This is a genomic window from Streptosporangium sp. NPDC002607 (assembly GCF_053592655.1).
In genome coordinates this window covers 186,433-210,807 of record NZ_JBSFWD010000002.1, presented here as the reverse complement: position 1 = coordinate 210,807, position 24,375 = coordinate 186,433, and the positions used below count along the sequence as shown (strand labels likewise).

General features: G+C 72.4%; 24 protein-coding genes. 9 read left to right on the top strand and 15 right to left on the bottom strand.

Translation table 11 applies throughout. From position 1 onward, the window contains the following. Positions 1 to 102 precede the first annotated feature (102 nt). The 4 genes from ACWD3H_RS03405 to ACWD3H_RS03390 form a co-directional block, all read right to left on the bottom strand. Entirely contained in the window at positions 103 to 3,273 is a 3,171-nt protein-coding gene (locus tag ACWD3H_RS03405) for an ATP-binding protein (RefSeq protein ID WP_451953862.1), read from the bottom strand. A gap of 96 nt (positions 3,274 to 3,369) precedes the next feature. Next, positions 3,370 to 4,149, bottom strand: a complete 780-nt coding sequence (locus ACWD3H_RS03400; RefSeq protein WP_350912987.1) for an SDR family oxidoreductase — start codon at positions 4,147 to 4,149, stop codon at positions 3,370 to 3,372. 26 nt (positions 4,150 to 4,175) lie between these two features. Continuing rightward, positions 4,176 to 5,321 carry an acyl-CoA dehydrogenase family protein gene (locus ACWD3H_RS03395; protein WP_355626772.1) on the bottom strand — a complete coding sequence of 382 codons (1,146 nt, stop codon included), beginning with the start codon at positions 5,319 to 5,321 and terminating at the stop codon, positions 4,176 to 4,178. 23 nt (positions 5,322 to 5,344) lie between these two features. Continuing rightward, positions 5,345 to 5,992: a flavin reductase family protein gene (locus tag ACWD3H_RS03390; protein WP_350912992.1), complete on the bottom strand. Its 648-nt coding sequence runs from the start codon at positions 5,990 to 5,992 to the stop codon at positions 5,345 to 5,347. Positions 5,993 to 6,216: 224 nt separating this feature from the next. Here ACWD3H_RS03390 and ACWD3H_RS03385 point away from each other — a divergent pair, with 224 nt between their 5' ends. Together ACWD3H_RS03385 and ACWD3H_RS03380 are read left to right on the top strand one after the other, a co-directional pair. Continuing rightward, positions 6,217 to 7,374: a thiolase C-terminal domain-containing protein gene (locus tag ACWD3H_RS03385; RefSeq protein ID WP_355563192.1), complete on the top strand. Its 1,158-nt coding sequence runs from the start codon at positions 6,217 to 6,219 to the stop codon at positions 7,372 to 7,374. Positions 7,375 to 7,377: 3 nt separating this feature from the next. Further along, a complete protein-coding gene (locus tag ACWD3H_RS03380) occupies positions 7,378 to 7,764 on the top strand; it encodes a Zn-ribbon domain-containing OB-fold protein (protein ID WP_451953861.1) in 387 nt (128 codons plus the stop codon). A 186-nt stretch (positions 7,765 to 7,950) separates the two neighbouring features. Here ACWD3H_RS03380 and ACWD3H_RS03375 read toward each other — a convergent pair whose 3' ends face one another. Beyond that, the gene (locus ACWD3H_RS03375) at positions 7,951 to 8,304 is read right to left on the bottom strand and encodes a hypothetical protein (protein WP_350912996.1); all 354 of its coding nucleotides are present in this window, start codon (positions 8,302 to 8,304) and stop codon (positions 7,951 to 7,953) included. A gap of 136 nt (positions 8,305 to 8,440) precedes the next feature. Here ACWD3H_RS03375 and ACWD3H_RS03370 point away from each other — a divergent pair, with 136 nt between their 5' ends. The 3 genes from ACWD3H_RS03370 to ACWD3H_RS03360 all read left to right on the top strand — a co-directional run bounded on the left by ACWD3H_RS03370 (position 8,441) and on the right by ACWD3H_RS03360 (position 10,843). Beyond that, the gene (locus ACWD3H_RS03370) at positions 8,441 to 9,187 is read left to right on the top strand and encodes a GntR family transcriptional regulator (protein ID WP_350912998.1); all 747 of its coding nucleotides are present in this window, start codon (positions 8,441 to 8,443) and stop codon (positions 9,185 to 9,187) included. 332 nt (positions 9,188 to 9,519) lie between these two features. Beyond that, the gene (locus ACWD3H_RS03365; RefSeq protein WP_451953860.1) at positions 9,520 to 10,125 is read left to right on the top strand and encodes a GNAT family N-acetyltransferase; all 606 of its coding nucleotides are present in this window, start codon (positions 9,520 to 9,522) and stop codon (positions 10,123 to 10,125) included. Positions 10,126 to 10,168: 43 nt separating this feature from the next. Further along, positions 10,169 to 10,843, top strand: coding sequence for a copper homeostasis protein CutC (locus tag ACWD3H_RS03360; RefSeq protein WP_355563174.1), 675 nt, complete (start codon positions 10,169 to 10,171; stop codon positions 10,841 to 10,843). A 54-nt stretch (positions 10,844 to 10,897) separates the two neighbouring features. On the opposite strand, the gene ACWD3H_RS03355 is transcribed toward ACWD3H_RS03360, so the two are convergent. Beyond that, positions 10,898 to 12,076, bottom strand: a complete 1,179-nt coding sequence (locus ACWD3H_RS03355) for a DUF6986 family protein (protein ID WP_355563171.1) — start codon at positions 12,074 to 12,076, stop codon at positions 10,898 to 10,900. 213 nt (positions 12,077 to 12,289) lie between these two features. Between ACWD3H_RS03355 and ACWD3H_RS03350 the strand changes: the two genes are divergently transcribed. Beyond that, on the top strand, positions 12,290 to 12,781 hold the full coding sequence (locus ACWD3H_RS03350) for a hypothetical protein (RefSeq protein WP_355563168.1): 492 nt from the start codon (positions 12,290 to 12,292) through the stop codon (positions 12,779 to 12,781). A 59-nt stretch (positions 12,782 to 12,840) separates the two neighbouring features. Here ACWD3H_RS03350 and ACWD3H_RS03345 read toward each other — a convergent pair whose 3' ends face one another. The 5 genes from ACWD3H_RS03345 to ACWD3H_RS03325 all read right to left on the bottom strand — a co-directional run bounded on the left by ACWD3H_RS03345 (position 12,841) and on the right by ACWD3H_RS03325 (position 19,383). Next, positions 12,841 to 14,169: an FAD-dependent oxidoreductase gene (locus ACWD3H_RS03345; RefSeq protein ID WP_451953859.1), complete on the bottom strand. Its 1,329-nt coding sequence runs from the start codon at positions 14,167 to 14,169 to the stop codon at positions 12,841 to 12,843. Positions 14,170 to 14,444: 275 nt separating this feature from the next. Next, complete coding sequence (locus ACWD3H_RS03340; RefSeq protein WP_451953858.1) at positions 14,445 to 16,001, bottom strand: AMP-binding protein; 1,557 nt, start codon at positions 15,999 to 16,001, stop codon at positions 14,445 to 14,447. Between the two features lie 54 nt (positions 16,002 to 16,055). Beyond that, entirely contained in the window at positions 16,056 to 17,204 is a 1,149-nt protein-coding gene (locus ACWD3H_RS03335) for a hypothetical protein (protein WP_451953857.1), read from the bottom strand. After that, positions 17,201 to 18,268, bottom strand: a complete 1,068-nt coding sequence (locus ACWD3H_RS03330) for an LLM class flavin-dependent oxidoreductase (RefSeq protein ID WP_350913015.1) — start codon at positions 18,266 to 18,268, stop codon at positions 17,201 to 17,203. The genes ACWD3H_RS03335 and ACWD3H_RS03330 overlap by 4 nt, the downstream gene beginning before the upstream one ends. Before the next feature lie 119 nt (positions 18,269 to 18,387). After that, positions 18,388 to 19,383, bottom strand: coding sequence for an acyl-CoA dehydrogenase family protein (locus ACWD3H_RS03325; protein WP_451953856.1), 996 nt, complete (start codon positions 19,381 to 19,383; stop codon positions 18,388 to 18,390). Positions 19,384 to 19,570: 187 nt separating this feature from the next. Here ACWD3H_RS03325 and ACWD3H_RS03320 point away from each other — a divergent pair, with 187 nt between their 5' ends. Beyond that, positions 19,571 to 20,134, top strand: coding sequence for a hypothetical protein (locus ACWD3H_RS03320; protein ID WP_451953855.1), 564 nt, complete (start codon positions 19,571 to 19,573; stop codon positions 20,132 to 20,134). A gap of 77 nt (positions 20,135 to 20,211) precedes the next feature. Then, complete coding sequence (locus tag ACWD3H_RS03315; RefSeq protein ID WP_451953854.1) at positions 20,212 to 21,957, top strand: proline--tRNA ligase; 1,746 nt, start codon at positions 20,212 to 20,214, stop codon at positions 21,955 to 21,957. Between the two features lie 102 nt (positions 21,958 to 22,059). On the opposite strand, the gene ACWD3H_RS03310 is transcribed toward ACWD3H_RS03315, so the two are convergent. From ACWD3H_RS03310 to ACWD3H_RS03295, 4 genes are all read right to left on the bottom strand, one after another. After that, entirely contained in the window at positions 22,060 to 22,275 is a 216-nt protein-coding gene (locus ACWD3H_RS03310; RefSeq protein ID WP_451953853.1) for a DUF4236 domain-containing protein, read from the bottom strand. 73 nt (positions 22,276 to 22,348) lie between these two features. Further along, on the bottom strand, positions 22,349 to 22,543 hold the full coding sequence (locus ACWD3H_RS03305) for a DUF4236 domain-containing protein (RefSeq protein WP_350913025.1): 195 nt from the start codon (positions 22,541 to 22,543) through the stop codon (positions 22,349 to 22,351). A 186-nt stretch (positions 22,544 to 22,729) separates the two neighbouring features. Next, on the bottom strand, positions 22,730 to 23,200 hold the full coding sequence (locus tag ACWD3H_RS03300) for a ferritin-like domain-containing protein (RefSeq protein ID WP_451953852.1): 471 nt from the start codon (positions 23,198 to 23,200) through the stop codon (positions 22,730 to 22,732). Beyond that, on the bottom strand, positions 23,197 to 23,682 hold the full coding sequence (locus ACWD3H_RS03295) for a hypothetical protein (RefSeq protein WP_451953851.1): 486 nt from the start codon (positions 23,680 to 23,682) through the stop codon (positions 23,197 to 23,199). Before ACWD3H_RS03295 ends, ACWD3H_RS03300 begins: the two co-directional genes overlap by 4 nt. Before the next feature lie 192 nt (positions 23,683 to 23,874). Between ACWD3H_RS03295 and rimP the strand changes: the two genes are divergently transcribed. Further along, positions 23,875 to 24,375: a ribosome maturation factor RimP gene (gene rimP, locus ACWD3H_RS03290; RefSeq protein ID WP_355563137.1), complete on the top strand. Its 501-nt coding sequence runs from the start codon at positions 23,875 to 23,877 to the stop codon at positions 24,373 to 24,375.

The following is a 24,375-nucleotide window of genomic DNA, read 5'->3' as shown; positions in this document are numbered from 1 at the left end:
CGCTCACCGGAGGCTCACCGGAAGCTCACCGGCCGCGAGCGGGTCGGCGGGCCGCACGCCCTCGGGGACAGGGAGCCCAGCCCTGAGCCGGCCGCGAGCGGGTCAGCCGGGCCGGAGCATCCCGCGGTCGGTGACGCTGTTGATCGGTGACGTCCGGATGACGGCCTCGGGGATACCGGCCAGGCGAAGCGCGTCTGCCGTGGGCAACAGGGTGCCCGCGCGATGGGCGGCCTCGTACACTGCCTCGCCCAGCACGGCCCGCGCCGTGGCGGCCGTGCGGGAGACGTCGGGGTCGTCGGCGACGGAGACTCCCCGAAGGGAGACCGCCGCGCCGAGCAGCATGGCGGCGGCCCGGGCGTCGCCCTCCAGCAGGGCGATCCGGGCCAGGGCCTCGACCGGGCGGGCGCTCTCGGTGATCGCCCCCGCTCCCACCGCGACCTCGACGGCCCGCCGGTACAGGGCTCCGGCCTCGGCGAGGTCCCCGGCGACCTCGGCGATCCTGCCGAGCCCGAAGAGCGCACCGGTACGGCCTCCCGCGCTCTTCACCCAGTGGGTCTCAAAGCGTTCGAGCGCCTGCTCGTACAGTCCGCGCGCTCCGGCCAGGTCGCCCTCCAGCCGTGCGATGTCGCCGAGGCCGCGCAGCGCCGCGGCCAGATAGGTGGGGCTGCCCGCACGGCGGGCGATCTCGGCGGCCCGCTCGTAGTCGGCGCGCGCCCGCGCGAGGCCGTCGCCGGTCGGGTCCCGCTCCGCCCGCGCGGCGTGGACGCGGTAGTCGCCCCGGTTGCAGAGCAGGTCGGGAACGTCCTCGACGGCCCCGAGCCGCTCGGTGAGGGCGAGGGCCTCGTCGGTCAGGGCGATCGCCTTTCCCTCCTCACCGCGCAGGGCCGCCAGACCGGCCAGCGCGTCCAGCGCCAGCGATGTTCCCCACCGGTCGCCCAGTGCGCGGAAGGCGTCCGCGGCCGAGGCGAACTCATGCTCGGCCCGGGCCGGGTCCCCGCTCGAAAGCCGCGGGTATCCCCAGAGCAGATGGACGACGGCGTGCTCCCAGGGGTCGGGCCCCGCCTGCCCGCGAGCGATCACCGAGAGCGCGACGCTCGGGTCCTCCGCGCCGGCGGTGATCATCGGCCAGAGAAAGGTGATGACCGGATGGCGGTGTGGCCGCTCCCGGGCGACGACGATCGCCTCGGCGGTCGCCCGGTGGCGCTCCCACGCCTCCCGCCCACCGTCGCCGGCCGCCGCCGTCAGCGCGCAGAGCACGTACTCGTCCCCGAGCTCGGGGGGCGGGCCGTCACCGATCTCCTCCAGCAGCGTGACCGCCTGCGCCGTCGCCGAGACACGCATGCCGCGCATCCAGAAATACGACGACAGGGAGGCGAGCAGCCCGAGGCCGAGCTCGACCTCTCCGGCCTCGACGGCCCGGCGCAGCGCCGCCTGGAGGTTGTCGTGCTCGGCGACGAGGATCTCCAGCCACCGGAGCTGCTCGGAGCGCCGCAGGTGTGGATCCGCGGTCCGGGCCAGCTCCAGGAAGTGGTCCGCGTGCGCGCGCCGCAGGGCCTCCGACTCCCCGGCCACCTCCAGCTGCTCGGCGCAGTAGGCGTGGATCGTGTCGAGCATCCGGTAGCGCCCGCCGCCGACCTCCACCAGGGACTTGTCGGCCAGGGAGTCCAGCACGTCCTCGGCGTCGGGCACCCCGCAGACGCGCGCCGCGGCCGGTGCGGTCGCACCGCCCGCGAAGACCGTCAGGCGCCTGGCCATCACCTGCTCGTCTCCGGACAGCAGGTCCCAGCTCCACGCCACGACCGCGCGCAGCGTCCGGTGCCTGGCCTCGGCCCCGCGGCTACCCCGGGACAGCAGGCGGAACCGGTCGTCCAGGCGGTCGGCGAGCTCGGGGAGCTCGTACGTGCGCGCCCTGGCCGCGGCGAGCTCGATGGCGAGCGGCAGCCCGTCGAGCTCGCGGCAGATCCGCCGCACGGCCTCGGTACCGGCCTCGTCCAGGACGAGGCCGGGACGCACCGCCGAGGCCCGGTCGGTGAACAGCCGCGCGGCGGGGGAGGGAGCGAGCGGCCGGACCGGCCACAGGTTCTCGCCGGTGATGCCGAGCGGCTCCCGGCTCGTCGCCAGGACGCGCAGCTCGGGGCAGCCGGCGAGCAGCCGCGCGGCCAGCTCGGCGACCGCCTCGACGACGTGCTCGCAGTTGTCGAGGACGAGCAGCAGCGGCCGGCCGGCCAGCGCCGCGAGCAGCCGGGAGACGGGCTCAGCCCCGGCGGGCATGGCGAGCAGTCCGCTCTCGCGCAGGCCGAGCGCGGCGAGCAGGGCCTGCGACAGCCGCCGCCCGTCAGGCAGCGGTGCGAGCTCGACGTAGCAGACGTCCGGCAGGCGACTCGCGACCTCGATCGCCAGCCTGGTCTTGCCCGCCCCGCCGGGGCCGACCAGGGTGACCAGGCGCGCGGTACCGAGCAGCCGGGTGACCTCGGCCAGATCCTCCGCGCGGCCCACGAAGCTGGTCAGCTGCGCCGGTGGCGCGGGCGGCTCGAACGGCCGCTCGCCCCCCAGCAGCTCCTGGTGGACGGCCGCCAGCTCGGCCGAGGGATCCGCGCCGAGCTCGTCGGCCAGCAGCCGCCGGGTCTCCTCGAAGGCGAGCAGGGCCTCCGCCTGCCTGCCGCCCGCCTGCAGGGCGCGCATGAGCAGGACGCGGAGTCTTTCCCGCAGCGGATGGCGGGCGGCCAGCTCCTGCAACTCGGGCACCGCGGCCCGGTGCTCGCCCCGCCGCAGGTCGGCCTCGATCCGGTCCTCCAGGGCGCCGAGCCTGCGCTCCTGAAGCCGCAGGACCAGGGCCTGCACGGAGGCGGCGTTCGCGGCGTCGGCGAGCGCGGGCCCCCGCCACAGGTCCAGGGCCTCCCGCAGCAGCACGGCCGCTCCCGCCGGGTCTCCGTCGCGCAGGGCCTGACGCCCCTCGTCGGCGAGCCGTTCGAAGCGGTGGGCGTCGAGATCGCCGGGGCCGGCCGAGAGCCGGTAGCCCGAGGAGACGGCCTCGATCTCGACCTGGGGCCCCAGCAGTCGGCGGAGCCGGGAGACCTGCGACTGCAGGGCGTGCGCCGCCCCGTCCCGGGGGCGTGCGCCGTAGAGGTCGTCGACCAGGAGATCGGCGGCCACCACCTCCCCGGCACGGGCGAGCAGCAGGCCCAGCAGCGCCCGCAGGGCGGGCCCGCCGACGCCCACCTCGCCGTCGTCGTCGTGCCACACCCGCGTGGTGCCCAGGATCCCGAAACGCATGGGGGCAATTGTCGTCCTTCGCGAGGCTCCCCGTCTTTCTGCGGGAGTCGCGGCGTTTCACGGAGGTCCGCGTACGTCGTACGACCCGGCGCCGCCCTAAGGGTGCCGGTTGGAGACCGAGACGACCTCGCCGGTCATGTACGTGGAGTACTCGCTCGCCAGGAAGACGATCACGTTGGCCACCTCCCACGGTTCCGCCGAGCGGCCGAAGGCCTCGCGGGAGGTCAGTTCGGCGAGCAGTTCGTCGGTGGTGACCTTGGCCAGGAAGGGGTGCATGACCAGCGAGGGGGCCACCGCGTTGACCCGGATGCCGTGCGGGGCGGCCTCCAGGGCGGCGCACCTGGTCAGGGCCATCACCCCGGCCTTGGCGGCCGCGTAGTGCGACTGGCCCTCCTGGGCGCGCCAGCCGATCACCGAGGAGTTGTTGACGATCACTCCGGAACCCTGGGGGACCATCAGCCGCAGGGCGGCCCTGGTACAGCGCATCGTGCCGGTGAGGGTCACCCCCAGGACGGCGTCCCACTGCTCGTCGGTCATCTCCACCAGCCGCGCCGTACCGCCCAGGCCCGCGTTGTTGACCACCACGTCCACCCGCCCGTGCGCCTCGGTCACCGCGTCGAACATGGCGCGCACCTCGGCCTCGGAGGTGACGTCGCAGGGCACCGCGAGCGGTTTGACCCCACTCAGCTCGGCCAGCGCCTCGGCGGCCTCGCCGAGGCGCCGCTCGTGCCGGTCGGAGACGACCACGGTCGCGCCCTCCTCGGCGCAGCGCCTGGCGGTGGCGTACCCGATGCCCGTCCCGGCCGCCGCCGTGACCAGGACGACCTTTCCGTCAAGCAGGCCGTGGGCGCGGGGGTAGGGGGGAGGTGTCGCCATACGGGCTCCGTTCCGGTGGTCGTGTCTCAGCCCTTGGGCAGGCCCAGGGTGCGCTCGGCGATGATGTTGCGCTGGATCTCGCTGGACCCGGCGTAGATGGTGTCGGCGCGGCTGAACAGGTAGAGCCGCTGCAGCGCGTTGAGGTCGTACGGCGGGGCGTCGGCGACCAGGCCCGCGCGCCCCTGCACGGCCTGGGCCAGCTCGCCCAGCCGCCGGTGCCACTCCGACCAGTACAGCTTGCCGATCGACACCTCGGGTCCCGGTTCGCCCGCCGACAGTGAGGTCATGGTGCGCAACGCGTTGAGCCGCATGATGTCCAGCTCCAGCCACGAGCGCACCAGCCGGTCGCGGAGCACCGGGTCCTCGGCGGCCCCGGTGCGCCTGGCGGTGGCCACCACCTCCGCGAACTCCCGCTGGAAGCCGATCTGCTGGCCCAGGGTGGAGGCGCCGCGCTCGTAGCCGAGGGTGGCCATCGCGATCCGCCAGCCCTCGCCGGGAGCGCCCAGGATGTTGCCCGCCGCGGTGCGGGCGCCGTCGAGGAAGACCTCGTTGAACTCGCTGGTGCCGGTCATCTGGAGGATGGGCCGTACCTCGATCCCCGGCTGGTCCATCGGGACCAGCAGGTAGGACAGGCCGCGGTGGCGCGCCGAGCCGGGCTCGGTCCTGGCGAGCACGAAGCACCAGTCGGCCACGTGGGCCAGTGAGGTCCACACCTTCTGGCCGGTGATGACCCACTCGCCGTCGTCCAGGCGCGCCCGCGTCTGGACGCCTGCCAGGTCGGAGCCCGCCTCCGGCTCCGAGTAGCCCTGGCACCACAGCTCCTCGCCACGCTGGATGGGCGGCAGGAAGCGCCGCCGCTGCTCCTCGGTGCCGTGCTCCAGGATGGTCGGCCCGATCAGTCCCTCGCCGATGTGCCCGACCCTCGCCGGGGCGGCGGCACGGGCGTACTCCTCGTGGAAGGCGACCTGGTCCTCCAGAGTGGCGTCCCGGCCTCCGTACTCCCTGGGCCAGCCCAGGCAGGTCCACCCGGCCTCGCCCAGCCGCCGCTCCCAGGCGAGCCGGACCTCGTGCCCCTCGTGCTCGCGGCCGGGCCCGCCCAGTCCCCGGGCGTGCGCGAACTCGCCCGTGAGGTTCTCCTCCAGCCAGGAGCGTGCCTCCTCGCGCAGGGTCATGGAATACCTCCGGCGTGGGGACGTCAGGCGTGGAAACGGCCGTAGCCGCCCCTGAAGAAGAGCAGCGGGCCGCCGTCGCCGTGGACACCGAGCCGGTGGACCCTGGCGACGACGATGACGTGGTCGCCCGCGGGATGCTCCGCCTCGATCGAGCAGTCGATCCAGGCCAGGCTCTCCTCGATCACCGGGTTGCCACCCGGGGAGACCGTCCAGTCGAGCCCGGCGAACTTGTCGCCGCCCCGGCCGGCGAGCGCGGCGCAGACCGGTTGCTGGTGCTCGGCGAGCACGTTGATCGTCTGGGTTCTGGCGGCGCGCAGGCGCGGCCAGCTCGTGCTGCTGTGGGCCACGCAGAAGGCCACCAGCGGCGGGTCCAGTGACACCGAGGTGAAGGAGTTGGCCGCCAGGCCGCACGGCTCGCCGGTGTCGGGGTCGATGGCGGTGATGGCCACCACACCGGTGGCGAAGTGGCCGAGCACGGAGCGGAACCACCGGCCGTCCACGGCGCCGCCCTGGTGCGTGGCCCCGTTGATCTCAGGTCTCTCGGCTCCGTTTGACGGGCCCTGCGAAAGGCCACTCTGCATGGCGACTCCGTTGGCGGTGGTGCCGCGCCCGGCCAAGGTGGCGCGGGGGTGGTCGGCGGTCTCCAGCAGCCGGGCCGCGTGAGTGCTCATGGTGCTACTCGCCTCCTCAATCGCGCCCGATCGGCCTCCGAGGGGGTTCGGCGGCGGACGGCGTCCTCCACCGTCTGGCGCCATCTTACCAAGCGCTTGCTTGGATTGTAGGGGAGTGCCGGAAAAAGTCCCCGGTCGCCGTCGGCGCGCGCCCGTCGTTGACATCCGCGATTCGCCCGGCCTAGCCTCTGGCCAAGCGCTTGCTTGAGATCGGAGGCTCGTACGTGGGTGGTTTCCGGGACCGCACGGCCGTCGCGGGCGTCGGGTACACCCGGTTCTCCAAGGATTCCGGGGTCAGCACCCTCACCCTGGCCTGCGAGGCCGTGCTGGCGGCCCTGGACGACGCGGGCCTGACCGCCGACGACGTCGACGGCATCGCCACCCACCGGGTCGGTGACTCCGCCGCGCCCTGTCTGGTCGGTCCCGCGCTCGGCATCCACGAGCCCTCCTGGTACCTCGACCAGTTCGGCGGCGGCAGCGTCTCCCACTCGGTGGTCGGCCAGGCGGCGCTCGCGGTCGCGGCGGGCGTCGCCGAGACCGTCGTCTGCTACCGGGCGATCAACGCGCGCTCGGAGTTCCGGATGGGCGGGACCGGCCGGGGGTTGCCGGTCAGCCCCGAGGTCCAGTACCAGGCGCCGTACGGCTACTTCGCGCCGCCGCAGCAGTACGCGATGTTCGCCCGCGCCCACATGTCGAGGTACGGCACCCGTCCCGAGCACTTCGGCGCGCTGGCGGTCGTCCAGCGCGCCAACGCGGCCAAGAACCCCCGGGCGCTCATGCGCACCCCGATCACCCTGGACGACTACCTGGCGAGCCGGTGGATCGCCGAGCCGTTCCGGCTGCTCGACTGCTGCCTGGAGACCGACGGCGCCTGCGCGCTCGTCGTCACGAGCGCCGAGCGGGCCGCCGACCTGCGCAGGCCGCCGGTGCTCATCTCCGCCGCCGCGTGGGGAGGCGGCGACTCCTTCCTGTCCGGCGGCCGGGCGGACACCACGGTGACCAGCGCGGCCGAACTGGCCCCGCGCCTGTACCGCCAGGCGGGCATCGGGCCCGCCGACGTCGACGTGGCCGAGATCTACGACTGCTTCACCTACTCGGTGATCGTGCAGCTGGAGGACTACGGCTTCTGCGCCAAGGGCGAGGGCGGCCCGTACGTCGCCTCGGGTGCCGTCGCGCCGGGTGGTGAGCTGCCGGTGAACACGCACGGCGGGTTCCTGTCGGAGGGGTACGTGCACGGCGTCAACCACATCGCCGAGGCCGTCTCACAGCTGAGGGGGGACGCGGGGGACAGGCAGGTGGAAGGGGCCGAGGTGGCGCTCTCCACGGCCCAGCCCGGCTACATCCTGCCCGCCACCTCGGCGCTGATCCTGCGGAAGGGGTGAGGGGTGCGTCCGGTTGCCGATCGCGACTCGGCGGAGTGGTGGAGGCGGACCGCCGGCGGGGAGTTCGTGCTCCAGCGGTGCGACTCCTGCGCCACGCCGCGCTTTCCCGCCCGCGCCTACTGCCACCGCTGCAGGACCCGCGAGTGGCACTGGGAGCCCATCGCCCCGGCCGGCCGCGTCGAGAGCTGGATCGTCAGCCACCAGCCCTTCCTGGCCGGGGTGAGCGAGCCGTACACGGTGGTGATGGTACGGCTGGACGAGGCGCCCGAATGCGTCATGTACGGCAACTGGCGCGGTGCGGAGCCGCCGGTCGCGGGCCTGCCCGTCCGGGCGTGCTTCAGGAAGGTGGACGAGGAGCTGTCGCTGATCGACTGGCGTCCGCTCGGCTGAGGCGCGTTCGCGGTGGGGCTCATCGTCGGGGTCGCGTCACGGGTGCGTCCCGGCGGGTCCCGTTCCCGCCGATCGCGCTCCGGAGATGGGGAGCGCGCCCTGGCGGGCGTGGGGGACCCGCCAGGACGCGTTCCGCTCCGGCGCGATAGGCGGAGGACCCCGGCGAGGGGTGGGGTCCTCCGCCGGCTAGTCGCGCTCGGAGTCTGTGTCGGCGAAGGCGCGGACCTGGTGGTCCGCCTCCTCCTCCGCGAGGTCGTCGTCAGGCGTGGGCCGCCGGTAGTGCTGCGAGATGAGGCGGGCCGCCCCAGCCGGGTCGTCGGCCGGATGCGAGGACTCAACGCCATCCTCGTTCCAGACAAAGAGCCCGTTCTTGCACCAAACGGTTAGATCGGTCAGCACCGAGAGCACGGACATCCCGCTTCCGTTGCTCTGGTAGGTGTGGGTGAACCCCTGGCGGTGCAACGCGTAGCGCAGTAAACGCGTCGCCTCGCGGGGGTCGCGCCAGGGCAGGTACGGCGCATCCACGCGGACCGACAGCACCGGCCTCCACCCCCTCGCTGACCTATCGATGGATTTGTACCAACGATTGGATGATGCGGGTCTTGGGAGGTTGGGTCAAGGGGCTGTTCCCCGCTAGAACCAGATCGTCTAGTTTTGTTGGCACAAAGGGGACTTAATGGCGCGGTCAACGCTGTATCAACTGGTGGCCTCCGATCTGAGGAGGACCATCTACTCCGGTGCGCTCGGACCGGGGGATCAGCTGCCGACCGAGGCGGAGCTCATGCTCGTGCACCAGGTGAGCCGGAACACCGTGCGGCTGGCTCTCGGCGAGCTGGTGAACGAGGGCCTGGTCACCCGTACCCCCCGCAGGGGCACCGTCGTGCGGGAGCGCCGTCCGCTGCTCATGCACCCCCAGCGCGAGCTGCAGCCGCGGGGCGAGGAGACCCTGGAGGCCTTCGCCTGGGCGGTCTCGCAGGAGGGGCGCGCGCCGAGCCAGGAGATCGAGGTCTCGATCGTGCACCCGGCCGAGGAGATCGCCAGCAGGCTGGAGCTCGCGGACGACGAGCTCGCCGTGGTCCGCCGCAGGCTGCGCTTCGTGGACGGCCAGCCGTACAACACCAACGACTCCTACTTCCCGCTGGCCCTGGTCGCCGACTCCGAGATCACCCGTCCCGGCGACATCAGGCGCGGGGCCAACAAGGTCCTTGAGGAGCTCGGCCACCGGCAGGTGCGGATGGTGGACGACATCTGGGCGCGGATGCCCAACAGCGCGGAGACCGAGCGGCTCCAGCTCCAGCTCGGTACGCCGGTCGTCGTCTACGTCCGAGTCGGTTACGACGTGGAGGACACCCCCGTGCGCGTGGCGGTGTCGGTACTGCCCGCGGACAAGCACCTGATCAGGTACGAGCTGGAAAGCCGTTGACATCTCGGTAACCGCCCTGACGGGCCGGCCTCCACTCCGTCCGCGCCGCGGGCGCCCGGCGGGCCGCGCCCGCAGGGCGGCCGTTCTCCTTCCGGCCGGCGCACTCCGGGCCGGGCCTTCCCCGGACCCGGCCGTCTCGCCCGAGCTCCCCCCGCCCGTCGCCCTCCCGCCGGGCTCTCTCGCGCCGCCCGCGCCTCTCACCCCGACCGGCGTCTCCCCGCCGCTCGCCCCCAGCCCCTAGGCATCCGCCTAGCCCGACATGGGTGCCGTGCGCCATCAGGCGGCCACGCTCCGTGTCAACTCGCGTACCGAACGCAACGAAGGGATGAACCATGCACTCGAACACCGCCAGTCCCACCACCGTGCGCCCGTTCACGCTGCGCAGGGCCACGGACGGTGATCTCGGCGGGGTGCTCGCGCTCCTCGCCGAGACCGCCGGGTGGCTGAACCGCCGCGGCGTGCGGCAGTGGCCCGCCGCCGGCTTCCCCGCCGAGCGCATCACCCCGCTGATCGACGAGGGCGTCATGTACCTGCTGGACGGGGAGGACGGGCCCGCCGCGACCCTCGCCCTGGACGCTCACGCCGACCCCGAGTTCTGGGCTCCGGGAGACGACCCCGGCTCGGCGCTCTACGTCCACAAGCTGGCCGTGGCGCGCGCCCACGCCGGCCGGGGGCTGGGAGAGGCGCTGCTCGACTGGGCGGGCCTGCGGGTCCTGGCCCTGGGGAGAAGATGGCTCAGGCTTGACTGCTCCAAGGACAACTCGCGGCTCCAGGACTACTATCGGGGACAGCGTTTCGCGCATCTCCGCACGGTCGACCTGTCGCATCGCGCCTCCGGCGCCCTGTTCCAGCGGCCGGGGGGCCTGCGCGCCCACGCGTCCGGCCTCGCGCTGTCCTTCTCGGACCGGCGCGGGTCGTCCGTCCCCGAGCATGTCTGAACCACGGCGATCCCAGGGCAAACCCATCCGATAGCCTCCATTCATGACCGGATCCTTGCTTGAGGTGATCACGCTTGACGTGCGTGATGCCGTCGCGGCCGAAGCCGGCGGCGCCGATCGCCTGGAGGTCGTCGCCGACATGGCCGTGGACGGGCTCACCCCGGCTGCGGAGACGGTCGCGGCGATCTCCAAGGAGTGCGCGCTGCCGCAGATGGTGATGCTGCGTGGCGAGGCCTCGTTCCTGGCCACGCCCGAGTCGCTGAAGACCCTGAGCCGCGAGGCCAGGGCACTCGCCGACGCGGGCGCGGCCGGGTTCGTGTTCGGGTTCCTCGACCGGGCGGGGGCGGTCGACCTGGCCGCCACCGAGGCGCTCATCCACGCGGTCGCACCGCTGCCCTGGACCTTTCACCGGGCGGTGGATCACGCGGCCGACACCCAGGCGAGCTGGCGTGCCGTCCGCCTGCTGCCCAACCTCGCCACCGTGCTCACCTCGGGTGCGCCCGGTGGCGTGGCGGACGGGCTGCCACTGCTCAAGACCCGGTGCGAGGCGGGCGACGGCCCGCTGATCCTGGCCGGGGGCAGGCTGAGGCCCAGCCATGTCGGGGTGCTGATGGAGTACGGCGTGCGGGCCTTCCACGTCGGCAGCGCCGTGCGGGCGTCCTGGTCGGACCCGGTCGACGAGCGCCGGGTCCGCCAGTGGCGCGCCCTGATCGACTGAGGCGCGCCAGGTCTCGCGATGATCGGCCGGGAGCCGGGGGACCGGCGATCGAGGTCAGGCCGGTGGAGCGCCCAGGGCCAGGTCGGCGCGGCGCAGGGCGGCGGTCATGGTCTTGATCGTGGCGGGCTCGTCCATCACACCCTCGCCCGCCTCGCGCCGCTCCTGCCAGGCGCGCACCCGGTGGGCGTACTCCTGGTAACGGGACAGGTGGAAGGCGTAGACCGTCGCGTACCGGCTGACCAGGTGTGACGGGTGCATGTCCCAGCCCTGGTAGAAGCCGTGGCCCAGGGAGTGCCCGACCAGCTCCGCGTGGCGCCGCCACAACTCCTGCACGGCCCGCCTGTCATCCGAGGCGGGGGAGGCCGCCAGCGAACCGTCCGACAACTCCACGCCGGTCCCGGCGAAGACCGTCTGCATGACGTTCCTGGCGTGATCGCAGACGGGATGGTCCAGCCGCTGCTCGTGCGGGGGCAGGGCGCAGCTCGCCGTGTAGTCGAAGACGCCGAAGTGCGCCGCGGCCAGCCTGCCCCGCAGGGAGGCGACCAGAGCGGAGTCGAGGAACAGCACCGTCTGCGGCGCCTCGACCTGGATCTCGAACCGGAGCGCGCCCTCGTCGAGGCCCAGCCCGTCCTCCAGTGCCCGCAGGCAGTCGGCGAACTGGTGGAGGTAGGCCCTCATCAGCACCTTCGGGAAGGTGACCACGAATCCCCCGGGCAGCCGCCCGACCCGCTCGACCACGCCGGTGAGAAAGCCGTCCAGCGTCCTGAGGGAGCGGACCGGGTCGCCGTCGGCGAACGACTTCACCCGCAGACCCCAGCGGCGGGGGAGCGTTCCGGCCGCGTGCATGGCCGCGATCGCCTCGGCGGCGGTGGAGGCGTGACCGTCCTCCTCCGCGGGGCGCGGCCCGTACCCGTCCTCGAAGTCGACGCGCAGGTCCTCGACGGGCTCCTCGCCGAGCTTGGCGGCCACCCGGCCGTGCACGGCTCCGGCGAGGTCCTCGCCCACGCCGAGGATCGCGGCCAGATCGCCCTGCGGCAGGTGCCGCCGCATCAGCTCCAGCGCGGCGTCACCCCACGCCCGCACCGTCCCGGCGTCGAGGCGGTCCGCGGGGACGTAGACCGTGTGCACCGGCTGCCACCCGGCCGGTCCGTACGGGTACAGCGCCGACTGCTCGCGGTGGACCCGCTCGAAGCCCGGGATCAGGGCGGACGGGTCGGCGAGCGTGACGCGCATGCTGGTGCTCCTCTGGGGACGTGCCGATATGGACGTGCCGGTTCGGACCGGACGCGCCGTTTTGAACGCACCTTAGCCGCAGCCCTCCGCCACCGGTCACCCCTGCCACCGTCGCCCCACGCCGATCAGTGGACTCAGCCGGTCCCAACCGGATCACAAGTCACCATGGCTAAACTTTGCCATCGGAGTTCGATCACTCGGCGATGGGATGACATGAACAGACTCAAGGGGCTCTCCGCGCTGGCCGGGTCCCTGCTGGCCGTACTGCTGATGACGCAGGCGGCTCCGGCCGCCGCGGCGGCCGCGCCCGCGAAGCCCAAGGTGGCCGTGGCGGTGAAGGCGGGTCCGGCCAAGCACACCGGTAAGTGCCCGGTGACCGTCGGCTTCACGGCGAAGATCAAGGTGAGCGCGCCCACCGTGGTGGCCTACCGCTGGCTCAGGGGCGACGGCTCCAAGAGTGCGGTGAAGACCGTGAAGGTGAACGGGACGAAGATCCTGAAGGACCGCGCCACCTTCCGCGGCAACCTGAAGGGCTGGCAGGCGCTCCAGGTGCTGAGCCCGCGCAAGGTCGTCTCCAAGAAGGCGGCCTTCACGATCTCCTGCGCGCCGCAGAGCGGCGGCGGTAACGGTGACAACGGCGGTGACGGTGGCGTCGACCCGCAGGGTCCGGCGGAGGGGCAGGGCGGCACCGAGAACGGCGAGTAGCGCGAACAGCGCCCCGGCCGCGGCCACCCTCCGGTTCTCCGGGCGTGGCCGCGGCCGTGTCATTGACGGCCGCAGGCGGTGAGCATGGCGGCGATGCCGAGGAGTTTCACCCGCTCGCCCCGGTCGAGGGACCTGGCCAGTGCCGCCTCGGCGGCCTCGATGGCCAGCCAGTGCTCGTAGGTGATCGGTGAGATGCCCCGGGAGGCGAGGAGCTCGTCCGGGTCCGTGCGGTGTACCGGATCGCGGCCGGCGAGATCGGCGAGGAGGGTGCGGACCGTCTCGGCGGCGTCGGACTTGTTGGTGCCGATCACACCGCTGGGACCGCGCTTGAGCCAGCCCGCCACGTACTCGCGGTCGCGGACCCGGCCGGCCTCGTTCGGCACGGTCATGGTGGCCTCGGAGAAGGGAACGCCGGGTAGCGGCACGCTCTGGTAGCCGACCGAGCGCAGCACCATGCCGACCGGGAGGGTCTCGAACTCGCCGGTGCCGACCACCCGGCCGTCCAGCAGCCGGGTTCGCTCCAGCTTGAGCGCCTCCACCCGCCCCTCGCCGAGGATCTCCACCGGGCGCATCCAGAACCGCACGTCCAGCCGCCGGGGACGGCCCGTCAGGCCGCGGGCCGCCCAGCTCTGCAGGACCTCGACGTTGCCTCTGATCTGCCGGGACGCCGTCGAGACGTCCGCGGCGCTCTCCTCGGGCCGCACCCGCACGTCCGCGTTGGTCAGCTCGCCCAGCTCCCTGAGCTCCTTCAGGGTGAACTTGGCGTGCTCGGGCCCCCGGCGGCCGATCATGTGGATGGCCTTCACCTCGCTGGCGGCCAGCCGGTCGAGCACCTCCTGCGGCACGTCGGTGGCGCGCAGCTCGTCGGCGGTCTTGGCCAGGATGCGCACCACGTCGACCGCCACGTTCCCCACGCCGATCACCGCGACCTCGGGGCTGTCGAGGACGAAGCGGTCACCGGGCATGTCGGGATGGCCGCAGTACCAGTTGACGAAGTCGGTGGCGGCCACGCTGCCCGGCAGGTCCTCGCCGGGGATGCCCATCCGCCGGTCCACCATCGCGCCGGTGCAGTAGACCACGGCGTCGTAGCAGTCGAGCAGATCGGTGACGCCGATGTCCCTGCCGAACTCGACACCGCCGAGGAACCGCACGTCCGGAAGCTCCAGCACGCCGCGCAGGTAGCCCGCTATCGACTTGATCGAGGTGTGGTCGGGGGCGACCCCGTAGCGCACCAGACCGTACGGGGTCGGCAGCCGCTCCAGCACGTCCACCCGCAGGGGCGCGGTGGCCTGTTTCCTCAGGGCCTCGGCCGTGTAGATCCCGGCGGGCCCCGACCCCACGATCGCGACTCGCAGCGACACATCGCCTCCCAGGGTGCTGGCTGTCATGACGCGATTCTCCATTACCGGTGCCCGCCGGGCCAGTCTCGGCGGTCCGTTGTGATCGAACCGGTCATCCGGCACGGGGCGTCCGGCGGATACGTTTCCAATATTTCCGAACATTCCCTGCGAACACGGTGTTCCCGGCGGGCCTGATCCTCCGTGGGAGCACGTGCCTCGGAGGTTCTCTGCATTTCCCGCGAACACGGTATGCCCGGCGTGCCCGGTGCCCCGTGAGAGGACGTGCTCGTGCGCCCGCCCGTCCACGGGGCCGCTCGTGCTGTCTACGGGGTCGTCCGCGCGCGCAGGGCGCGTTTGTCTATCTTCCCGTTGCCGGTGACGGGAAGGGCGTCGACCACGATCACCCGCCTGGGCACCTTGTAGTTGGACATGTTGTCGCGGGCCCAGGAGATGACCTTCTCCGGCTCGACGGCCGCCCCCGGCCTCGGGACCACGAACGCCCAGCCGACCTCGCCCATCCGCTCGTCGGGCACCGAGACCACCGCGGCCTGGGCCAGGGAGCCCTCCCGCAGCAGGAGCCCCTCCACCTCGGCGGGGGAGACGTTGAACCCCCCGGCGATGAACAGCTCCTTCTTACGGTCCACGATGGCGAGGTCGCCGCGGGTGTCGAGGGCGCCGATGTCGCCGGTGTGCAACCAGCCGTCCCTGATCACCTCGGCCGTTCTTTCCGGCTCGCCCCAGTAACCGCGCATGACCCCGTACCCGCGGACGAGGACCTCGCCGCGCTCGCCGCGCGGCACCTCCAGGCCGTCGTCGTCGACGATCCGCACCTCCATGCCCGGCACGGGGCGGCCCGTGCTGCCCGCGATGACCTCGACGGGGTCGTCGGCCCTGGTCATGGAGACGACCGTGCCCTCCATCAACCCGTACGCGTTGATCATGCGTTCCAGGCCGATCCGCTCCAGCAGCCTGCGTACCAGCTCGGAGGGGACGGAGGCCGCCCCGCAGATCGCCACGCGCACCGAGTGCTCGCCGATCTCGGTCTCCTCGAGCAGCCGGTGGAACAGCATCGGGGGCCCGGCCAGGATCGTGATCCCGCCGTCGCGGATCAGGCCGGCCAGCAGGTCGGGGCCGAACGTGGCGATCGGCATCATCGTGGCCCTGCGCATGACCGAGGCCAGCAGCCCGGCGTTGAGCCCGAAGCCGTGCGCGAACGGGGCGATCACCGGGTAGCGGTCGCCGGGGCCGAGCGTGACGATCTCCGCCCAGTCCCAGTAACCGCGCAGCATCCGGCCGTGTTCGAGCATCACGCCCTTGGGCGTGCCCGTGGTGCCCGAGGTGGAGATGATCTCGCACAGGTCGTCAGGTCGTACGGCCAGCGCGCGCTCCTCGGCCTCGGCGCGCCCGATGAGGGAGCCGGCGACGAGCACCTGCGATGGCTGCGCCGAGCCGGGCCGCTCCAGCCCCTCGGGCACGATCGAGTGCCGCAGGTCCGGCAGGCCGGCGAAGGGCAGGCCGCCGCCCGTCTCGCCGGCGGCCTCGGCCAGCAGGTCGGCCAGGACGGCGCCGTCGTGACCGTACCCGGTGATCAGCACGCTCGCCCCGGTCGAGCGGAGCGTCGCGGCGGCCTCGATGCCCTTGTAGCGCGACGACAGCGGCACGAGCACCGCGCCGGCGTCCCAGACGCCGAACGCGGTGATCACCCAGTGCGCGTCGTTCGGGCCCCAGACGGCGACCCGATCGCCCGGCAGCACGCCCAGCGCGATCAGGCCCCTGGCGACCTCGCCCGCCCGGTCGCGCAGCTCGGCGAGGGTCAGCCGGACCGTCCCGTCGTCCACGACGACGTCCGAGGGGTGATCGCCGGACAGGGCGCGGAGCATGCGGGGAATCGTTCGCCAGCCGGGTACTTCCATGGCGGTCGCGCCTTTCGTGGATCAGCGGGCGATGGCTGTGCGATCCCTGCCCAGGTGGTGGCCTCGCGTGTCGTTCACCACGCCGGGGGAGACCGTCTCCGAGATCCGGTCGGAGATCTCGACGGCGATCGTGACCGGGGTGAGCGCCTTGAGCGACTGCTGGAGGCGCGACCTCCACATGGGATTCCCGACGAGGCTCTCCCGCTTGAAGGTCACGGTCAGGACCGCGGTGTCGAGCGTGCCCTGCCGCGAGACGCCCAGCTCCCAGCCGGAGACTCCGTCGATCTTGTTGAGCGCCCGCTGGATCCGGTTCAGCGACACCCACACCCCGCGCACCAGCACGTGGTCGCCGACCGTGTGCTCGGGGGCGGGGATCGCCTCCCCGCCGGAGACCCTGACCACCTGGCCGGTGCGCACCGCCTCCCCGGCCCGCGGGCCGGCGACGACCAGCTCGGCCGGCCCCGAGGCGTACGGCGGTGCCTGCAGCTCGTCCTTCTCCAGCGGGGCCAGGCCCACCGAGCCGGGTACGAGCAGGGTCAGCGGCGCCGACTCCGAGGACCGCCAACCCAGCGGCGTCGCGGTGAACGGCGAGCAGTAGACCTCCGTCACCCGTGCCCCGAACTCCGTCGCCAGATGCGACATCGTGCGGCGCGAGGCGATCTCCCCGGTCAGCACGACGTGCCGCAGGCCCAGGTCCAGCGGGTCCAGCAGGAACTCCAGGTGTAGCCGGGCCAGCAGGTCCATCGCGCCGGTCGGCGTGATCACCAGGGTGGTCGCGCCCAGCGACTCCAGCGCGTGGTGCAGCCTGAGCCTGCCCCGGGGGCCGACGGAGGCACCCGCCCCCGCGACCTCGGCGGCGGCGCGCGCCCACTGCGGGCCCGCCAGCTCGCCGTCGCCCGACAGCGCCGCCACCACCCGGTCCCGCCCGTCCACGCCCGCCGCCCGCAGCGCGGCGGCGTAGGCGGCGGTCAGCTCGCCGACCTCGCCCGCGGGGGTCACGCTGCCGGCGTCGGCGGAGACCAGCAGCAGCCCGGACGCGCTCCGGCTCCCGGCGGCGAGGTCGTCCCTGGTCAGCCATACGGAGGGCGCACCGAGCGGGACGGCTCCGGCGGGCGCCGCGTTCGGGGCGGGCGCGGCGCCGTCGCCGCGGGCCGCCGGGTTCGTCGTCAATTGATCACCTCGGTCATGAAAAGCCGCATCGACTCGCAGACGTGTTCGTGGGCGAGGCCGCCCACCTGTGCCTGCAGGATCAGGTCGGTGGCCCCGGCCTCGGCGATGCGGGCCGCGGCCTTCCGGGAGCCCTCCACGTCGTCCACCACGACCATGTGGTGCTCGCGGAGCGTGGCCATGGCCTCCTCGGGGGGCATGCCGGCCGCGAGCTGGCCCAGGACCTTGTGGGTGGCGTGCCGGGCGTCGTAGTAGTCGGGAGGGGTGACCAGGTTGACCTGGCGCCGGATGTACCACAGGACCGGGTCGGAGGCGATCTCGAACGCCCGCTCCCTGGTGCCGCCGACGAACCACGGGATCATCAGCGCGATCCGCCGGCTGTCGGGGTCGAAGCCGTTGTCGGCCAGGCACTGCCGGTAGCTCGCGATGTCCTCGGCGACGTCGTCGAGGCCCTTGAGCATCGTCATGCCCAGCAGGTTGTAACCGTGCCTGGCCGCGGCCAGGTAGCCCTCCAGGGAGGTGGACGCCACCCACACGGGAGGGTGCGGCACCTGGGCCGGTCGAGGGTAGACGGAGACGTCGGGGATCTCGAAGAACTCGTTGGACCGGCTGATCGGCTCGCCGTCGGCGTTCCAGATGGCGAGGGTGGCCTCCAGCGAGTCCTCCCAGATCTGCCGCGACTTCTCGAAGGGCTTCTGGAACGCCTGGTACTCCAGCGGGGACGCGCCCCGTCCGGTGCCGAACTCCACCCGGCCGCCGGAGATGACGTCGAGGGTCGCGACGCGTTCGGCGGTCCTGATGGGCGACTGGAAGGGCAGCAGCACCACGCCCAGGCCGAGGTGGATCCGCTCGGTGCGCTGGGAGATGGCGGCCAGCACGAGGTCGGGGGCCGATGAGTGGGAGAAGCCCCGGGTGAAGTGGTGCTCGACGAACCACGCGGTGTCGAAGCCCAGCCGGTCTCCGAGGACCACCTGGTCGATCACGTTGCGGAACGTCTGCTGTTCGACCTCGCGGGAGCGTCCGCGGACCTCCAGCTCGTAGCCCAGGCTGATCCTTAGGGACGTCATCCACGCCTCCGTTGTGTCCATCCGACCCCCGGCCGAGGCCTTCCACTTAACCAAGCGCTCGCTTGGCGAGATTACCAGCATGCCGGGACGTCAACAAGCCGACCCGTGAGGCGCTCTCCCTACAGGCCCGCGGCGGCGGCCAGGCGGGCGCGGTGCGCCTGCGGGGTGCCGAGGAGCTGGGCGTCCGCGGTGGCCCGCTTGAAGTAGCGATGGGCCGGATGCTCCCAGGTGACGCCGGTGCCGCCGTGGACCTGGATGCTCTCGCCCGCGGCGGCCAGGTAGGCCTCCGTGCAGTAGGAGCCCGCGACGGCGGCCCGGACGGGAAGCTCCTCCAGCGGGGCGCACGCGGCGGCCAGGGCGGCCGAGCGGGCCGACTCGACCAGCAGGAGCACGTCGGCGAGCTTGTGCTTGACCGCCTGGAAGGAACCGATCGGGCGGCCGAACTGGTGGCGCTGTCTCGCGTGGGCCACCGCGGTCTCCAGGCAGCGGGCCGCCCCGCCCACCTGTTCGGCGGCCAGCGCGGCGACCGCCAGGTCGCGGACCCGCTCGTGCGCCGTGCCGGAGCCGATCCGGACGGCGGGGACGGCGTCGAAGGCGAGCGCGGTGAGCGGGCGGGTCTGGTCCAGGGTGGGCAGCGGCGTGCGGGAGGAGGGGGCGGCCTCAAGGAGCGCGCCGCCCGCGTAGGCCAGCACCAGCTCGCCGTCCAGGGCGTGCCGGGCGATCCCGGTCAGCCGGTCGCCGTCCAGCACCAGCTCGGCGTCGCCGGGGAGCAGCACGGTCGCGGTGACGGCGCCTTCGGCGATGCCGGGAAGCAGCCTGGCCATGGCCGCCCGGTCGCCGGTGGCCTTGATCGCCTCCACGGCCAGCACCGCGGTCTGCAGGTAGGGATGGGGCGACAGGGCGCGGCCGACCTCCTCGCACACGACGGCCGCCTCGGCCATGCCGCAGCCCGCGCCGCCGTACTCCTCGGGGACCGCCAGGCCGGCCACGCCCAGCTCGGCGGCGAACCGGACCCAGGGGGCGTCCGGGTGCCGGGTGAGGAAGGAGCGGACCGCGTCACGGAGCTCCAGCCGCTCCTCGGAAAGGCTTGGGGAAACGCTCGCGAAAAGACTCACGGCAACAGCATAACCAAGCGCTCGCTTGCCTAGTAAAATTTGTCCCACTCTGGGTATTAGTGCAGGTCAGATATACTGCCGGTGGCCACGAGTACATGTGATCGGGGGATCGGTGGCTTTGGCAGAACGCAACTACACGCTTGACTTCGTCGCGGGGGACCGACGGGATCGCGCCATTCTCCGGCACATGGTCCTCTCGCTCTTCGTGGGGATGCTGCTGGGTGGCGTCGGAGCGCTACTGCTCTACGGCCCCGGCCTGCCTGGTGCGATCTACAACCCGTACGCGTACGTCCTCCTCGCCGTCGTCGTGGGGCGGAGCGCGGCCGGTTTCGGCTGGGCGGTGCTCTCCAGCGTGCTCGCCGCGTTCGGGGTGCTGCTCTCGATACTGACCGCCACCCTCTTCGAACCGGGAGACTGGCTCGCCAGGCTCGGCGACGACGGCGCCACGATGAACCTCACGGTCGTCAATCTCGTGACGATCGGGGTTCTCGCCTATCTCGCCAAGCGCCCCGGCCGCTGGGGAGCCCTCGCGGCCGGCGGGGCGGTCGGGCTGGCCCTGTTCGAAGGCATCGACAAGATGATGCCCGGCCCCGAGCACGTCCCCGGCTTCTGGCCGTGGGGAGCCGCGGTCGTGATCGTGTTCGCGCTGGGGATGTTGGTCTCACTGGCCCGCGGCAGGGAGCGTGTCTGCTCCGCGTTGGTCGCGCTGGCCCTCGGGGCCTTCTACTTCGTTTTCCTCGCCGGGCTCTGAAAGGGGCGACGGCCGACAATCGGCTTGCCGGACTCGATAGCCTGTAGGGCATCGATCCCTGCTAGCTAGGAGTAGCCGTGCTGCTGCGCATGTCGTCGCTGTTTCTTCGAACGCTGAGGGACGACCCGGCAGACGCGGAAGTCCCGAGCCACAAGCTGCTCGTCCGCGCCGGTTACGTCCGCCGCGTCGCCCCCGGCGTCTACTCCTGGCTGCCCCTCGGCAAGACGGTCCTGGAGAACGTCACGCGCGTGGTGCGCGAGGAGATGAACCGCATGGGCGGCCAGGAGGTGCTCTTCCCCGCGCTCCTGCCCCGTGAGTACTACGAGGCGACCGGCCGCTGGACCGAGTACGGGGACACGCTCTTCCGCCTCAAGGACCGCAAGGGTGCCGACTACCTGCTCGGTCCCACCCACGAGGAGATGTTCACCGACATGGTCAAGGGGGAGTACTCCTCCTACAAGGACTATCCGGTGACCCTCTACCAGATCCAGACGAAATATCGCGACGAGGCCAGGCCCCGGGCCGGCATCCTGCGCGGGCGCGAGTTCATCATGAAGGACTCCTACTCCTTCGACCTCGACGACGAGGGTCTCAAGCACTCCTACGAGCGCCACCGCGAGACCTACATCAAGACCTTCGACCGGCTCGGCATCACCTACAAGATCTGTTTCGCCACCTCCGGCGCGATGGGCGGGTCGGCCTCCGAGGAGTTCCTCGCCCCCGCGGCCACCGGTGAGGACACCTTCGTGGCCTGCCACGACTGTGGCTACGCGGCCAACGCGGAGGCCGTCGTCACCCCCGCCCCGGTCGCCGAGGGCACCGGCGAGCGGCCCGCCATGCGGGTGCTCGACACCCCCGGCACCCCGACCATCGAGTCGCTGGTCAACCACGTCAACGAGCACCACGGCCTGGGCATCACCGCCGCCCAGACGCTCAAGAACATCGTGGTCAAGGTGACCGTCCCGGGCTCCGGCAAGACCGAGACCCTGGTCGTGGGTGTTCCCGGAGACCGCGAGGTCGACTTCAAGCGGCTGGAGGCGTCCCTGGCCCCCGGTGAGCCCGCCATCTTCGAGGCCGAGGACTTCGCCAGGCACCCCGGCCTGGTCCGCGGCTACATCGGCCCGCAGGTCCTGCGGGATCTCGGCATCCGCTACCTCGTCGACCCCCGCGTGGTCGACGGCACCGCCTGGGTGACCGGCGCCAACGAGCCGGGCAAGCACGCCGCGGACGTCGTCGCGGGCCGTGACTTCGTCGCCGACGGCACCATCGAGGCCGCCGAGGTCCGCGCGGGCGACGCCTGCCCGGTCTGCGGTTCGGGCCTCTCCATCGACCGCGGTATCGAGATCGGTCACATCTTCCAGCTCGGCCGAAAGTACGCCGACGCCGCGAAGCTCGACGCCCTCGGCCCCGACGGCAAGCCGATCCGCATCACCATGGGCTCCTACGGCGTCGGCGTCTCCCGCGCCGTGGCGGTGCTGGCCGAGCAGCGGCACGACGAACTCGGCCTGCGGTGGCCCCGCGAGATCGCCCCGGCCGACGTCCACATCGTGGGCACCGGCAAGGACGGCCAGATCGAGGCCGCTGTGAAGATCGCCGAGGAGTTGGAGGGCCGCGGCCTGCGCGTCCTGGTGGACGACCGCTCCGGGGTCTCGCCGGGCGTGAAGTTCAAGGACGCCGAGCTGCTCGGCATGCCGACGATCCTGATCGTCGGCCGAGGCCTCACCCAGGGCGTCGTGGAGCTGCGCGACCGCGCCACCGGTGCCAAGGAGGAGATCCCGCTCGCCGAGGCGGTCGACCGCGTCGTGGCGGCCTGCGAGGAGTGAACCCGCGGGCCGGGAGGCGACGATCTCGCCCCGCGCCACCGCACATGTGAAGGAGCGGCCCACCCGGCGGGTGGGCCGCTCCTTCAGGTCTGTGGCCCCGTCTCAGTAGTGGCGGTAGCGGGAACTCCGGCCGACCGTCCGGCCGATCGTCCTGCCCACGTGGAATCCGCCGGGCAGGTTGACGGTGATGTGTTTGCGGCCGTCGGGAGTTCTCGCGACGTGGAATCTGCGATTGCCGAAGCCGTGGCCGACCCCTCGTGGAGACAGGTCGATCCGGAAGGGACCGATTTTGATCGACTTTCTGTATCCCCAGCCCATTGTTCTCTCCCCGAACCTCGTGCCGTGTCAGAAGAACGACCGGGGTTCGCGAACGGTTCCCGGGAAACGCCCGTCAGCGACGCGCACCGCTGCCGAGCGTCTTGCGCCAGTGGAAACCGCCGGGCAGGTTGACGCTCAGCGTGCGGCGCCCATCTGCCGTCTTGGTGACTCTGAAGGCACGGTTTCCCCAGCTGTGACCCACTCCACTCCGCGAAAGGTTAAGACGGAACGGACCGAACTTCATGGATTTCCGGTATCCCCAGCCCATTACTCCTCCTCCTCAGGCGTGTTTCACGGAGATTCAGCTACCCGGCAGGCGCCGTACAAACATGCTCGAAAGCGGGTTTGAATCTCATCTCATGAACACGGGGGCCGTGGTCAGGCATCGATACCGCGCCGACCGGCCCGTCACCCCGGGAAATCCTTACTCCGGGAAAGCGGCCATCGGTGAAAGTCACTCGGCGGCGGTCGCCGTGGGGGTGGCGGTGGGTGAGGTGCTGGGAGAGGTGGCGGGCGCGGGCGGCATGCCGGGGAAGGTGTCGATCTCCGGGCGCAGGTTGTAGGAGCGGGTGACGCACTCCTGCATGGCCAGCGCGGCCATCTTGCGCAGCGCCGTGTCGGCGGAGGCCGCCAGCTCCAGGTAGGCGCCGGTCACCCTCCGCTCGACCAGCACGGCCAGCTCCACCGCCTGCGCCGCCGTGGACGGCGTGACCGGGAGCTCGTAGACCGCGGTCGGCTCGGCCGGGGTGCCGCCCATCTTGACGATCATGGCGCGGAGCTGGTCACGGCGGGCGCGGTGGGCGTTGTAGGCCGCCGTCATCTCGGTGCGCAGCCTCCCCGTGCTCCTGGCCCCGATGACCCCGTACGCGTACACGGCGGCGTGCTCGGCCGCCAGCGCCGCGCCGAGTCCCTGGCCGGCCCTCACAGCGATCTCGACAGGGCCAGGGCGTGCGCGGCCTCGCAGGCGCCGATGGACGCGATCAGCTGGGCCAGCGGGGGCGAGGCCCCCTCGACCTGCCGGGCACGGAGCGCGGCCGCCCTGCGCTCCAGATCGCGAAGGGCCCGCACCGACGTCCTGCCGCCCGCGGACGCGCCGCCGGAGGGCGAGGGGGTGGGCGAGGGGGTGGGCGTCGCGGAGACGGCGGCGGGCGGGAGACGGCGGCGGAGCTCGGCCAGATGGGCCTCGTGCCGCTGCCTGAAGGGCGCGAGCCTGGCCGAGGCGGCCGAGGCGTACAGGGCCACTGCCCGCTCCTTGCCCGCGATCAGCTCCCGCAGGAGCACGGTTTCGGGATCGGGACGCTCGGCCACCGGAGGCACCCGTTCCTCGGCGGCGCAGCCCGCGGCGGCCACGGCCGCAACCCCGAGAGCGCCGCCCCGCAACAGGGCGCGCCGGGAGACGGAACGCACGGACGACCTCCGGTTCTGTGTCGGCAGCTGACGCACCTAGCATCGTACGGGCTTGGAATAATGGCACCCACCTCGCTTCTCGGGCGGCTCCGCCACACCGAGTGGCGCTGTTTCCACGCCCTGGTGTGGATAGGCTGGTTAATCGCATGGGCGAGGTCCGCCCGGCTGAGATCGTGACAATGGGAGGTCGGCATGGGCAACGCCACATCCCGCGACCGCCTGATGAAGCTTCTGGAACCTGTCGTCGGAGCCGAGGGGCTCGACTTGGAGGACGTCACGGTCACCCCCGCGGGCAAGAGGCGGCTGCTGCGTGTCGTCGTCGACCGTGACGGCGGCGTGAGCCTCGACGACGTCGCGGAGGTCAGCCACGCGGTCTCCGCGACGCTGGACGCCGACGACGCGATGGGAAGCACCCCGTACGTGCTGGAGGTCTCCTCCCCGGGGGTGGACCGCCCGCTCACCGAGCCGCGCCACTGGCGCCGCGCGGTGCGGAGGCTGGTCAAGGCCGACCTGAGGGACGGCACCGCCGTGGAGGGCCGGATCGTCGCCACCGACGAGACCGGCGTGGAGCTGGACGTCGACGGCGCGCCGCGCCGCATCGACTATGAGGACCTGACCCGAGGACGGGTTCAGGTGGAATTCCGCCGGCTCGACGACGCCGAAGACGACGGCGAAGACGGCGACGAGGGCTAA